We start from the raw sequence: 13,432 nt of genomic DNA, 5'->3' as shown, positions 1-13,432 counted from the left end.
GTCAGGCGGGTGACCGGGCCGGGGGCTCTTCCCCGGCCAGGAACTCCACCACGGCCAGCACGAACAGCAGGCACAGGGCGATGCCGACCACCACCCAGCCGGTGGGGTACGGCCACAGCAGGTAGACCAGCACCGCCACGGCGACCAGGACCCAGGTGATCAAGGCGCGGTACCGGCGCGTGAAGGGGCCGACCGGCCCGGTGCGCAGGCCGGCGCGGTCGGCGGTGCCGCGTACCGCTCCGATCCCGGACGTCCACAGGCCCCGGACCAGCCCGGCGTACCGGCCGGGGCCGGAGAGCCAGGCGGCCAGGGCGACGACGACGGCCAGGGCCACCACCATGCGCACGCCGGTCCGCAGGAAGTGGGTCAGCGCGTCGTAGACGTCGGCCGCCGCGCCCGGGGAGACCCCCGCGGGCAACCGGTCCAGGTAGAACACGCGGAACACGCGCAGCCCGATGCCGAGCAGCCCGGTGGTGACGGCGACCCCGAGGCAGCCCGCGACCAGGGCCCGGCGTCGCCGGACCGCGAGCAGTACCCCGGCGGCGACCAGCAGTACGGCCAGCACGGGCAGCCAGTTCCCGGCGAGTTGCAGCAGCCGTACATAGGTCTTGACCTTGCCGACCTGGTCGGACCTGGCGAGGGTGAAGTCGGTGTGCACGGCGGGGATGTGCTCGGCGGGGGTCAGCCCGGCGTCGACGAGGCGCTGTTTGACCTGGTCCACGACGGGGCCGATGTCGAGGGTGACGTTGTCGTCGTTGAGCTGCACCGCGCCGCCGCCGCTGCCGGTGAGGGCCTTGTCGAGGCTGCTGTGGATCTTGCGGTTCGCGTCGATCCAGACGGTCCGGAACGCGTCGGACGCGGCGACCTGGCGGGCCTTGTCGTGGACGAAGCTGCGTACGGCCCCTTCGAGCGCGTCACCGAGTCTGCCGCCCAGCGCCTGCTGCAGGCGGGGCCGGTCCGCGGGGGCCACGTCGGCGAGCAGGGCGGGCAGGTCGAGGCGGCTCATGAGCGCGTCGGTGGCCCGGTTGGCCACGGCGTTCTGCACGTCGGGGTCCGAGGCGAGCGGGGCGACCGTGCTGACGTAGCGGTCGGTGTCGCCCACCTGGTCGGCCGCCCACGAGGCGACCACGGCGAGGGGGGCGAGCAGGCAGCCGACGACGACCAGGACGACGGCGAGGAAGGATCTGACGCGGTGCCGGGGCGGCCGGGCCCGTGCGTTCTCCAGGGCCGCGACCCGGGCCCGCAGCTCTTGGACGTCGTCGGACCGGTCCGCTGCGCCGTCCGCGTGCGCGCTGTCCTCCGCCACCCGTACCTCCCGCTCGATCCGGCCCTCCTGCCAGCCGAACCGCCCTGGCGCCCGCGCGCGAGCAGGAGGGGGCCGTCCGGGGTACGGAGACGGCCGACCGGCCCCCTGGGGAAACCAGAACGCCCCCCGAACCACAGGGGGCTCGGGGGGCGTTCCGCGTCCGAAGGGGCTACTTCACCGGCTCCGGCTCCGGCTCGCTCTCCTGCTCCGCGGCGCCCGCCGGGTCCACCGGGGTCTTCACCGAGTCGAGGAGCAGCTGGGCCACGTCGACGACGGTGATGGACTCCTTGGCCTTGCCGTCGTTCTTCTTGCCGTTGACCGAGTCGGTGAGCATCACGAGGCAGAACGGGCAGGCGGTGGAGACGATGTCGGGGTTCACCGACAGCGCCTCGTCGACGCGCTCGTTGTTGATGCGCTTGCCGATCCGCTCCTCCATCCACATCCGCGCGCCGCCGGCGCCGCAGCAGAAGCCGCGCTCCTTGTGGCGGTGCATCTCCTCGTTCCGCAGGCCCGGGACGCTGGCGATGATCTCGCGCGGGGGCGTGTAGATCTTGTTGTGGCGGCCCAGGTAGCAGGGGTCGTGGTAGGTGATGATGCCCTCGACCGGGGTGACCGGGACCAGCTTGCCCTCGTCGACCAGGTGCTGGAGCAGCTGGGTGTGGTGGATGACCTCGTAGTCGCCGCCGAGCTGCGGGTACTCGTTGCCGATGGTGTTGAGGCAGTGCGGGCAGGTGGCGACGATCTTCTTGGCCGACTTGGGCTTCTTGGTGCTCTCGTCCACCTCTCCCTCCTCGTTGAGGGACTCGCCGAACGCCATGTTCAGCGCGGCCACGTTCTCCATGCCGAGCTCCTGGAACAGGGGCTCGTTGCCGAGGCGGCGGGCGGAGTCGCCGGTGCACTTCTCGTCGCCGCCCATGATCGCGAACTTGACGCCCGCGATGTGCAGGAGCTCCGCGAAGGCCTTGGTGGTCTTCTTGGCGCGGTCTTCGAGGGAGCCGGCGCAGCCGACCCAGTACAGGTACTCGACCTCGGTGAGGTCCTCGATGTCCTTGCCGACGACCGGGACCTCGAAGTCGACCTCCTTGAGCCACTCCAGGCGCTGCTTCTTCGCCAGGCCCCAGGGGTTGCCCTTCTTCTCCAGGTTCTTGAGCATCGTGCCCGCCTCGGACGGGAACGCGGACTCGATCATGACCTGGTAGCGGCGCATGTCGACGATGTGGTCGACGTGCTCGATGTCGACGGGGCACTGCTCGACACAGGCGCCACAGGTGGTGCAGGACCACAGCACGTCCGGGTCGATGACGCCGTTCTCCTCGGCGGTGCCGATCAGCGGCCGCTCGGCCTCGGCGAGGGCGGCGGCGGGGACGCCCTTCAGCTGCTCCTCGGACGCCTTCTCCTCGCCCTCGGCGGTCTTGCCGCCGCCGGCCAGCAGGTACGGCGCCTTGGCGTGCGCGTTGTCGCGCAGCGACATGATCAGCAGCTTCGGGGAGAGCGGCTTGCCGGTGTTCCAGGCCGGGCACTGCGACTGGCAGCGACCGCACTCGGTGCAGGTCGAGAAGTCGAGGAGGCCCTTCCAGGAGAACTGCTCCACCTGCGAGACGCCGAAGACGTCGTCCTCGCCCGGGTCGGTGAAGTCGATCGGCTTGCCGCCCGAGGTCATCGGGAGCAGCGCGCCCAGCGAGGTCTCACCCGTCGCGTTCCGCTTGAACCAGATGTTCGGGAAGGCGAGGAAGCGGTGCCAGGCGACGCCCATGTCGGTCTTGAGGGCGACCACGATCATCCAGATGAAGGAGGTCGCGATCTTCAGGCCGGCGAAGAAGTAGGTGAGGTTCTGGAGCGTGGAGACGTCCATGCCCCGGAACCAGGACACCACCGGGTACGAGATGAAGAACGACGCCTCGTAGGAGTCCACGTGGTGCTGGGCGCCCTCCAGCGCGTGCAGCGTGAAGATGCAGACGCCGACGATCAGGATGACCGTCTCGACGAAGTAGGCCTGGCCGAAGTTGGAGCCGGCGAACCGGGACTTGCGGCCCGGCCGGTTCGGCTTGCTCAGCTGGCGGATCGCGATCAGCACGAGGATGCCGAGGACCGTCATGGTGCCGATGAACTCGACGAAGACGTTGTACGGCGCCCAGTCGCCGATGACCGGCAGGATCCAGTCGGCCTGGAAGAGCTGGCCGATGGCGTTGACGATCGTCAGGAGGAGGGAGAAGAAGCCGACCGCGACGAACCAGTGCGCCACGCCCACGATGCCCCAGCGGTTCATCCGGGTGTGGCCGAGGAACTCCCTGACCACCGTGACGGTCCGCTGGACGGGCTCGTCGGTACGGGTGCCGGCGGGCACGTTCTGGCCGAGCCGCAGGAAGTTGTAGATCTGCAGGACGGCGCGGGCGAACAACGCCACGCCAACCACGATCAGAACCAGCGACACGATGATCGCGGCGAGTTGCATGGGGGCTCCTCGGGCCTGCGAGGGGTGGTCTCTTCGGGTCTCTGTACAGAGGGTGCCCGAAATTACTAAGCGGTAACTTATCCAGTCGGTTCGAGACTACCCGCATCTTTACTCGCACTGTAGCCAGGTGCGGGGTGATCTGGATCGCTGAGGTCTGCCTGGGCGGTACGCCCCAACCCGATCGTGTTATTCGTACATAATTGTTACATTTAGGTCTAATTTGGACCCGTGCTCTACGGGATCGCCGCCGCCACCACCGCCTTCCTGCTCGCCGCCTTCCTCGCCGCGCTGATCCGGCCGTGTGCCCTGCGGCTCGGGCTCGTCGACAGGCGGCGGGCCCGGCGGGTGCCCGCGCTGGGCGGCCTCGCCGTGGTCGGAGCCACCTGTCTGGTCGCGTTCGCCGGCGACTGGACCGGTGTCGCCCCGCTCGGTACCGGCGTCGGGGAGCTGGTGGCCGCCGGGGGAGCCGTGGCGCTGCTCGGGGTGGTCGCCGACGTGTGGCGGCTGAAGACGCGGTTCCTGCTGTTCGGTACGGCGGTGGCGGCCGCGTGCGTGGTGCCGTACGGCGAGTTCGGGATCGTCGGCGGGGTGCTCGGCGCGGGCTGGATCGCCTTCGTCGCCGTCGCCTTCAAGGGGCTCGACCACGCGGACGGGCTGGCCGGGACGGTCGGGGTGGTGACCGCCTTCGGGGTCGGGGCCTGTGCCGCCGCCGAGGTGATGGACGGGCTCGCGGCGCTGCTGAGCGTGCTCGCGGCCGCGCTCACCGGGTTCCTGATGCACAACTGGCCTCCCGCGCGGATCGCCCTCGGTGCCACCGGCTCGCTGTTCACCGGCTTCGTGCTGGCCGCGGCCGCGCTGGTCACCCGGTCCGGCTACGACCCCGCGGCCAGCGCGGGCGTGCTCTTCGCGCTCACCGCCGTGGCGAGCGGCGACGTCCTGCTCGTCGTGCTGTCCCGGCTCCTCGCCGGGCGCCCGGTGCTGCGGCGCGGGCCCGACCATCTCGCGCACCGGCTGCGGCGCCTCGGGCTCACCTCGCAGCGGGCAACCGTCGTCCTCGGTGTCGCGTCCTTCGCCGGGGTGCTCGTCGCGGTCCTCGTGCACGGCGGCTGGGTCGGCCGGACCGGCGCCACCTGCGTCGCCTGCGTCACCTTCAGCATCGTGCTGCTACTCCTTCGGGTTCCGGTGTACGGACCCCGGAACGCCGTATCGACGCAGGTCAGCGGGCACTTGCGTGTAAGGAACGGATAAGACTTGAGTCTGCTCCACTCAGGTCTGTTGACCCCGGGCGCGGCTTCATGCACACTTGAGTCCGTTCCACTCAAGTCAGCTGGAGGAAATCACCATGGCACGTGCGGTCGGCATCGACCTGGGCACGACTAACTCCGTCGTCAGCGTTCTTGAAGGCGGCGAGCCCACCGTCATCACCAACGCCGAGGGTGCCCGGACCACGCCGTCCGTCGTCGCCTTCGCGAAGAACGGCGAGGTTCTCGTCGGCGAGGTCGCCAAGCGTCAGGCGGTCACCAACGTCGACCGGACCATCCGGTCCGTGAAGCGTCACATGGGCACCGACTGGAAGATCCAGCTGGACGGGAAGGACTTCAACCCCCAGCAGATCTCCGCGTTCATCCTGCAGAAGCTCAAGCGGGACGCCGAGGCCTACCTGGGCGAGAAGGTGACCGACGCGGTCATCACCGTCCCGGCCTACTTCAACGACTCCGAGCGTCAGGCGACGAAGGAGGCCGGCGAGATCGCCGGTCTGAACGTCCTGCGCATCGTGAACGAGCCCACCGCGGCGGCGCTGGCGTACGGCCTCGACAAGGACGACCAGACGATCCTCGTCTTCGACCTCGGTGGCGGCACCTTCGACGTGTCCCTCCTGGAGATCGGCGACGGCGTCGTCGAGGTGAAGGCCACCAACGGCGACAACCACCTCGGTGGTGACGACTGGGACCAGCGCGTCGTCGACTACCTGGTCAAGCAGTTCGCGGCCGGCCACGGCGTGGACCTCGGCAAGGACAAGATGGCCCTGCAGCGTCTGCGCGAGGCCGCCGAGAAGGCGAAGATCGAGCTGTCGTCCTCCACGGAGACCTCGATCAACCTGCCCTACATCACCGCCTCCGCCGAGGGCCCCCTGCACCTCGACGAGAAGCTCACCCGCGCCCAGTTCCAGCAGCTGACCGCGGACCTTCTGGAGCGCTGCAAGACGCCGTTCCACAACGTCATCAAGGACGCCGGCATCCAGCTCGGCGAGATCGACCACGTCGTCCTCGTCGGCGGCTCCACCCGTATGCCCGCCGTCGCCGAGCTCGTCAAGGAGCTGACCGGCGGCAAGGAGGCCAACAAGGGTGTGAACCCGGACGAGGTCGTCGCCATCGGCGCCTCGCTCCAGGCCGGTGTGCTCAAGGGTGAGGTCAAGGACGTCCTGCTCCTCGACGTGACCCCGCTGTCCCTCGGTATCGAGACCAAGGGCGGCATCATGACCAAGCTCATCGAGCGGAACACGACGATCCCGACCAAGCGGTCCGAGATCTTCACCACCGCCGAGGACAACCAGCCCTCCGTCCAGATCCAGGTCTACCAGGGCGAGCGCGAGATCGCGGCGTACAACAAGAAGCTCGGCATGTTCGAGCTGACCGGTCTGCCGCCGGCCCCGCGCGGTGTCCCGCAGATCGAGGTCTCCTTCGACATCGACGCCAACGGCATCATGCACGTGACCGCGAAGGACCTGGGCACGGGCAAGGAGCAGAAGATGACCGTCACCGGCGGCTCCTCGCTGCCGAAGGACGAGGTCGACCGGATGCGCCAGGAGGCCGAGCAGTACGCGGAGGAGGACCACCGCCGCCGCGAGGCCGCCGAGACCCGCAACCAGGGCGAGCAGCTCGTCTACCAGACCGAGAAGTTCCTCAAGGACAACGAGGACAAGGTCCCGGGCGAGATCAAGACCGAGGTCGAGGCCGCGGTCGAGGAGCTCAAGGAGAAGCTCAAGGGCGAGGACACCGCCGAGATCCGCACCGCCACCGAGAAGGTCGCGGCCGTCTCCCAGAAGCTGGGCCAGGCCATGTACGCCGACGCCCAGGCCTCGCAGGCCGCCGGCGGCGCGCCCGCCGGTGACGCCGCCGACGACGTGGTGGACGCCGAGATCGTCGACGACGAGCGCAAGGACGGTGCCGCGTGACGGAGGAGACCCCGGGCTTCGAGGAGAAGCCCGACGTCCCCTCCGGCGCCACCCCCGACGACGCCGAGCCGAAGGCCGCTCCCGCACAGGGGGCGGCCCCGGCCGGGGACTCAAGCGCACAGCTGGCCGGTCTGACCGCACAGCTGGACCAGGTACGCACCGCGCTCGGTGAGCGCACGACGGACCTCCAGCGCCTCCAGGCCGAGTACCAGAACTACCGTCGCCGAGTGGAGCGCGACCGGATCACGGTCCGGGAGATCGCCATCGCGAACCTCCTGACCGAACTCCTGCCGGTGCTCGACGACATCGGCCGCGCCCGGGAACACGGCGAGCTGGTCGGCGGTTTCAAGTCGGTGGCCGAATCCCTTGAGACGGTCGCGGCGAAGATGGGCCTGCAGCAGTTCGGCAAGGAGGGCGAGCCCTTCGACCCGACGATCCACGAGGCGCTGATGCACAGCTACGCGCCGGACGTCACCGAGACGACGTGCGTGGCCATCCTGCAGCCCGGGTATCGCATCGGCGAGCGCACCATCCGCCCCGCGCGGGTGGCGGTCGCCGAACCGCAGCCGGGAGCGACGGCGGTGAAGGCCGAGGGGGCCGACGAGGCCCCGGCGGCCGGGGACGAGAAGGACAACGGCCCTGAGGAGGGCTGACGTCGTAGGTAACACGTGGAAGGAGGGGCGTCGGGGATGAGCACCAAGGACTTCATCGAGAAGGACTACTACAAGGTCCTCGGCGTCCCCAAGGACGCCACCGAGGCCGAGATCAAGAAGGCGTACCGGAAGCTCGCCCGCGAGTTCCACCCGGACGCCAACAAGGGCAACGCCAAGGCCGAGGAGCGCTTCAAGGAGATCTCCGAGGCGAACGACATACTCGGCGACCCCAAGAAGCGCAAGGAGTACGACGAGGCCCGCGCCCTCTTCGGCAACGGCGGCTTCCGCCCGGGGCCGGGCGCGGGCGGCGGCAACTTCAACTTCGACCTGGGCGACCTCTTCGGGGGCGGCGCCCAGGGCGGGGGCGGCGGCTTCGGCGGCGGCGGCTTCAGTGACGTCCTGGGGGGCCTGTTCAACCGGGGCGGCGGCACGGCCGGCCGTACCCAGCCGCGGCGCGGCCAGGACATCGAGTCCGAGGTCACGCTGAGTTTCACGGAGGCCATCGAGGGCGCCACGGTCCCGCTGCGGATGTCCTCGCAGGCCCCCTGCAAGGCCTGTTCCGGCACCGGCGACGCGAACGGCACGCCCCGCGTGTGCCCGACCTGCGTCGGCACCGGCCAGGTGGCCCGCGGCTCGGGCGGCGGCTTCTCGCTGACCGACCCCTGCCCGGACTGCAAGGGCCGCGGCCTGATCGCGGAGAACCCCTGCCCCGACTGCAAGGGCAGCGGCCGTGCCAAGTCGTCGCGGACCATGCAGGTGCGCATCCCCGCCGGGGTGACCGACGGCCAGCGCATCCGGCTGCGCGGCAAGGGCGCACCGGGCGAACGCGGCGGCCCCGCGGGCGACCTGTACGTCATGGTGCACGTGGACACCCACCCGGTGTTCGGCCGCAAGGACGACAACCTCACGGTGACCGTCCCGGTGACCTTCACCGAGGCGGCGCTCGGCGGTGAGGTCAGGGTGCCCACCCTGGGCGGACCGCCGGTCACCCTGAAGCTGCCCCCGGGCACGCCCAACGGCCGCACCATGCGCGCCCGTGGCAAGGGCGCGGTCCGCAAGGACGGCACCCGCGGCGACCTCCTGGTCACCGTCGAGGTGAGTGTCCCGAAGGACCTGTCGGGGAATGCTCGTGACGCACTGGAGGCGTATCGCGAGGCGACCGCGGGCGAGGACCCGCGGGCCGAGCTGTTCGAGGCCGCGAAGGGAGCATGACAGAGATGGACGGCCGTCGACGTAACCCGTATGAACTGACCGAGGAGACCCCGGTCTACGTCATCTCGGTGGCGGCCCAGCTCTCCGGACTGCACCCGCAGACGCTGCGCCAGTACGACCGCCTCGGTCTGGTCTCCCCCGACCGCACGGCCGGGCGGGGCCGCCGCTACTCGGCCCGCGACATCGAACTGCTCCGCCAGGTGCAGGCGCTGTCGCAGGACGAGGGCATCAACCTGGCCGGTATCAAGCGCATCATCGAACTGGAGAACCAGGTCATAGCGCTCCAGCAGCGGGTCGCCGAACTCCAGGCGGCCGTCGACGGTGCGGCGGCCGCGATGCAGCAGCGGGAAGCGGCGGTCCACGCGTCGTACCGCCGTGACCTGGTGCCGTACCAGGAGGTGCAGCAGACCAGCGCGCTGGTGGTGTGGCGGCCGAAGAAGGCCAAGGACTAGCGGCAGTTGTGCGAAGAAGGGCCCCGGCAGCACGCCGGGGCCCTTCTCGTGTCTACGGCTCCAGGATCGCCCAGTCAGCGCCGGGCGCCGACTCCGTGCCGTCGGCGTACAGCGCGGTCACCCAGTAGTAGTGGGTGGTGCCGCGGGCGGCCGTGGCGTCGTCGTACGAGCGGTCGGCCGTGGCCGCCAGCTTCTCGTACGTCTGCGTCGCCGGGTTCCAGCGGTAGACCTGGTAGCCGGTCGCCGAGTCGACCGCGTTCCAGGTGAGGTGGATACCGCCGGAGTCGGGGGTGTCCGCCGTCAGGGTCACCGGCGAGTCCTCGGGTGTGGCCACCGACGGGGTCAGGTCCAGCTCGTCGACGGCGACCGCGTACGCCTGCCTGGTCCACTGGTAGTTGGAGTTTCCCGCGGTGTCGACCGCGTCCACCCAGTAGCAGGCGTGGTCGCCGTCGGGCAGCCGCACGTCCCGGTAGTGGGAGGTGCCCGCCCGCAGATAGGCCCACTCGCCGCCGGAGCAGACCTGTTGGTCGCCCTCCTCACCGATGACCGTGCCCCGGTAGACCACGTACCGCAGCAGGTCGGCCTCGGTGTTGTCGTCCCAGTCCAGCTCGACGCCGTACTCCGTGGCCGTCGCGGTCAGGCCGGTCACCTGGGCGGGCGGCTTGTCCGACTCCAGCGTGGTGACGGTCACGGTGTCGGAGAGCGGGGACACCTGCGGCCACTGCACGTTCGCCACCGCGTAGTGGTACGTCGTGCCCTCCTCGGCCGAGAAGTCGCCGCAGCTGTACCGGCGGGACCCGTCGGAGAGGGTGGTGAAGCTGGTCGTGCAGGTGACCCACTGCGCCGTCGAGGTGTCCACGGGCAGCGTGGTCGAGCGGTAGACGCGGAACTCGCCGTACGGGGCGTCCTCGGCCCTCATCGTCCACTGGAGGGTCGCGCTGCCGGTGCCCGCGGTCGCCGTGAGCTCGCGGGGTGCGGCCAGCGGGCGGGTCACCGACTGGAGGTCGGTGAACGGCGACACGTGGCCCGAGCCGTCCACGGCCGCGACCCGGTACTTGACGGTCTCGCCCCGGGTGAGCTTGTCGTCGGTGAGGCTCACCGTGTAGCCGAGGTCCCAGGACTTGGTGACGACGCCGTAGAAGTCGGTCCGCTCCACCCGGTACTTCACCGCGGCGTGCACACCCGACCAGCTCAGTTCGGCGCCCGTGTCGGTGGCGGAGGCGGTGAACCGGGCGGGCGCCTGCAGCACGGTGCTGGTGACCAGGGTGTCGGCGGTACCGGTCGACTCGTTGCCGGCCTTGTCGTAGGCGCGGATCTCGTAGTAGTAGAGGGCGCCGGTCGCGGGCGGGGTGTCGGTCAGGGACGTCGCCGTCGTCGTCCCCACCTTCGTCCAGCCGGTGCTGCCCCGCAGGCGCCGGTAGACCCGGTAGCCGGCGAGGTCCATCTCCCGGTTCTTCGTCCAGCCCAGCTTCGTCGTGTTGGCGTCGCTGTCGTAGGACACCAGGGGATCCAGCGGGGTGAGCGGCTTGACCTTGTCGACGGTGGCCGAAGTCCTCGGGGTGTACGTGAACTTGACCTTGGCGGCGCCGGTCCAGTTGACGTAGTCGACGCGGAGGGTGTGCCTGCCGGACGGGACGGTCACGTTGACGGTCTTGCTCACCGTCTTGGTGGTGTTCTTCCACAGGTCGACCTTGCGGCTGCCGTCGAGGTAGACCCGGATTCCGTCGAGGCCGGAGGCGGCGAGGGTGAAGGGGCCGCCGGAGCCGAAGTCGCGGGTCACGGTCCAGCGCACCCCGAAGTCGTCCTTCGGGAGGCCGGAGGCCGGAGCGCCGCTCCAGCTCTCGCTGACCGAGGAGTCGCAGTCGGTCTTCTTCGGGGTGCCCTTGAAGGTGGTGTTCGCGAACATCTGCCGCTTGAAGACGGGGGAGGCGCAGGTCGTCGCGGCCGAGGCGGTGGGGGCGGCGACGGTGGTGAGGACGCCGGCCGTGGTGGCGAGTACCACGGCCGTCGCCTGCAGGGTGGTCTTCATCGAGGGCTCAGGCTCCGTTCGGCAGGGACGCGCAGGCGTCCACGTTGCTGAAGGTCTCCGAGCCGTCGGGAGCGACGACCGAGAGCACGTAGAAGACGGTGGTGCCGTGGGGCACGGTGGGGTCGGTGTAGTGGGTGGCGGTAGGGGCCAGCGGCACGTCCGTCACCCGGACGTAGGTGCTCGTCGCGGGGTCCCAGCGGTACACGTTGATGCCGGCGGCCTCCGTGGCCACCGAGTCCGCACAGTCGATGTACATGCCGCCCTCGTCGCCGAGGGTGGTGTAGGTGGTCAGCGAGCAGTCCGCGGTGTCCTCGGGGACCACCGCCGGGGTGAGGTTCTGCTCGGTGACGGTGACCGCGGAGTAGGGCCCGCCCCATTTCGGGATGTCCCGACTGTCCTCGTACGAACCGGAGTTCCCGTAGATGTCGACCGGGACGACGATGTAGGTCTTCGTCTCGCCGTTCGCCACCTCGGGGCCGACGACGTACTCGGAGCTGCCGGCGGGGACGGACTCGAGGTACGAGGGCTCGTAGTGCTCCGGGTCCTCGTACACCTCGTAGTGGTCGATGTCCGCCGCCGTGCTGTCGTCCCAGTCCAGCTTGACGCCGTACTCCAGGGGCTCGGCCGTCAGGTGGGTCACGGGCGGCGGCGGGACCTCGTCGCCGGGCCGGGTGACGGTCATGTCGGCGGAGCCGGTGGACCAGCGGCCGGCGGTGTTCTGCCGGATCATCACGTAGTGGTACGCGGTGCCCTGGTCGCCGTCGTAGTCGACGCAGGAGCGGACCGTGTTGCCGGCCGCGTCGGTGCTCTTCTTGCGGCTGCGGCAGTCGGTGAGGTTGTCGTAGCTGAGTTCCACCGGGGTGGTCGTCGACCGGTAGACGTCGTAGTCGGCGGTGTCGCCGCCCGCCGCCTCGGTCCAGGTGAACACCGCGCCGTAGCTCGGCACGGTCGCCGTCACGTTCTGCGGCGGCAGGATGGTCCGGGTGCTGCGCACGACGTTGGAGGAGCGGGCGTTCTTCGCCGCGTCGAGGGCGCTGACCTTGTAGTCGTACGCGTGGCCGTAGGCCGCCGAGGTGTCCGTGTAGCCGGTGGCCGTGGTGTCGGCGAGCTTCGTGTACGCGGTGTCCGAGGCCTCCTTGCGGAAGACCCGATAGCTCACCGCGTCCACGGGGGCCGTCCAGGAGAGGTTGTTGGAGGCCTCCACGGCGGTGGCGGCGAGGACCGGGGCGGCGGGCGCGGTCATGTCCTGCGACACGACCAGCTGGTCCTCGGAGCCCGCCGACGAGTTGCCCGCCTTGTCGTAGGCGCGTACCTCGTAGTAATACGACTGCCCGGTCGGCGGCGTCTCGTCCGAGGCCTGGCGGGCGGCGGCCGCGGCCGAGGCCACCTCGGTCCAGCTGCCGGAGCCCTTCAGCCGCCGGTAGAGCCGGTAACCGGCGAGGTCCATCTCCTTGTTGGCCGCCCAGGTGACCAGGGTGTTCGTCCCCTCCCCGTCGGGCTGGTAGACGGCGGAGACCCCGGTCGGCGCGAGCGGCTTGACCTTGTCGACGGTGGCCGAAGTCCTCGGGGTGTACGTGAACTTGACCTTGGCGGCGCCGGTCCAGTTGACGTAGTCGACGCGGAGGGTGTGTTTGCCCTTGGGGACGGTGACGTTGACGGTCTTGGTGACCGTCTTGGTGGTGTTCTTCCACAGGTCGATCCGGCGGACGCCGTCCACGTAGACCCGGATTCCGTCGAGGCCGGAGGCGGCGAGGGTGAAGGGGCCGCCGGAGCCGAAGTCGCGGGTCACGGTCCAGCGCACCCCGAAGTCGTCCTTCGGGAGGCCGGAGGCCGGAGCGCCGCTCCAGCTCTCGCTGACCGAGGAGTCGCAGTCGGTCTTCTTCGGGGTGCCCTTGAACGTGGTGTTCGCGAACATCTGCCGCTTGAAGACCGGCGAGTTGCATGTCGTGGCCGCCGACGCGGTCACGACGGCGCCGCCGAGCAGGGTGCCGGCGGTGGCGAGCACGACGGCGACGGCCGCCGTGCCTCTGGCTGGAGTCATTCGATCCTCTGCTCGCATCGGAACGACAGGGACGGTCGTTCCCGATGTCGACTCGTGAGCAGACGCGTTGGTTGTACGGATCTTTGCCTTCTCCTGAACTGCCCTTGAGTGG

Annotated in this window: 9 protein-coding genes; 5 read left to right on the top strand and 4 right to left on the bottom strand. The window is 70.0% G+C overall.

The annotated features are described in order from the left end of the window. Window position 1 precedes the first annotated feature (1 nt). Entirely contained in the window at window positions 2-1,306 is a 1,305-nt protein-coding gene (locus ACFY0P_RS40450; protein ID WP_388925317.1) for a hypothetical protein, read from the bottom strand. A 169-nt stretch (window positions 1,307-1,475) separates the two neighbouring features. Beyond that, on the bottom strand, window positions 1,476-3,758 hold the full coding sequence (locus tag ACFY0P_RS40445; RefSeq protein ID WP_388925314.1) for a heterodisulfide reductase-related iron-sulfur binding cluster: 2,283 nt from the start codon (window positions 3,756-3,758) through the stop codon (window positions 1,476-1,478). A 228-nt stretch (window positions 3,759-3,986) separates the two neighbouring features. Here ACFY0P_RS40445 and ACFY0P_RS40440 point away from each other — a divergent pair, with 228 nt between their 5' ends. The 5 genes from ACFY0P_RS40440 (at window position 3,987) to ACFY0P_RS40420 (ending at window position 9,250) form a co-directional block, all read left to right on the top strand. After that, window positions 3,987-5,006, top strand: a complete 1,020-nt coding sequence (locus ACFY0P_RS40440) for an MraY family glycosyltransferase (RefSeq protein ID WP_388925311.1) — start codon at window positions 3,987-3,989, stop codon at window positions 5,004-5,006. Window positions 5,007-5,100: 94 nt separating this feature from the next. After that, a complete protein-coding gene (gene dnaK, locus ACFY0P_RS40435; protein ID WP_388925308.1) occupies window positions 5,101-6,933 on the top strand; it encodes a molecular chaperone DnaK in 1,833 nt (610 codons plus the stop codon). Continuing rightward, window positions 6,930-7,586 carry a nucleotide exchange factor GrpE gene (gene grpE / locus ACFY0P_RS40430; protein WP_388925305.1) on the top strand — a complete coding sequence of 219 codons (657 nt, stop codon included), beginning with the start codon at window positions 6,930-6,932 and terminating at the stop codon, window positions 7,584-7,586. Before dnaK ends, grpE begins: the two co-directional genes overlap by 4 nt. A 36-nt stretch (window positions 7,587-7,622) precedes the next feature. Beyond that, complete coding sequence (gene dnaJ / locus ACFY0P_RS40425) at window positions 7,623-8,798, top strand: molecular chaperone DnaJ (RefSeq protein WP_388925302.1); 1,176 nt, start codon at window positions 7,623-7,625, stop codon at window positions 8,796-8,798. A 5-nt stretch (window positions 8,799-8,803) separates the two neighbouring features. Continuing rightward, window positions 8,804-9,250: a heat shock protein transcriptional repressor HspR gene (locus ACFY0P_RS40420; protein WP_089100113.1), complete on the top strand. Its 447-nt coding sequence runs from the start codon at window positions 8,804-8,806 to the stop codon at window positions 9,248-9,250. 52 nt (window positions 9,251-9,302) lie between these two features. Here ACFY0P_RS40420 and ACFY0P_RS40415 read toward each other — a convergent pair whose 3' ends face one another. Together ACFY0P_RS40415 and ACFY0P_RS40410 are read right to left on the bottom strand one after the other, a co-directional pair. Further along, complete coding sequence (locus tag ACFY0P_RS40415) at window positions 9,303-11,279, bottom strand: PA14 domain-containing protein (RefSeq protein WP_388925299.1); 1,977 nt, start codon at window positions 11,277-11,279, stop codon at window positions 9,303-9,305. A gap of 7 nt (window positions 11,280-11,286) precedes the next feature. After that, window positions 11,287-13,320: a PA14 domain-containing protein gene (locus ACFY0P_RS40410; protein ID WP_388925296.1), complete on the bottom strand. Its 2,034-nt coding sequence runs from the start codon at window positions 13,318-13,320 to the stop codon at window positions 11,287-11,289. Between the last annotated feature and the right edge of the window lie 112 nt (window positions 13,321-13,432).

The sequence above is a fragment of the Streptomyces sp. NPDC001714 genome (genome assembly GCF_042892755.1).
GTDB lineage: Bacteria > Actinomycetota > Actinomycetes > Streptomycetales > Streptomycetaceae > Streptomyces.
The sequence above is the reverse complement of the archived record's forward strand: the minus strand, read 5'-3'. Positions and strand labels throughout refer to the sequence as shown.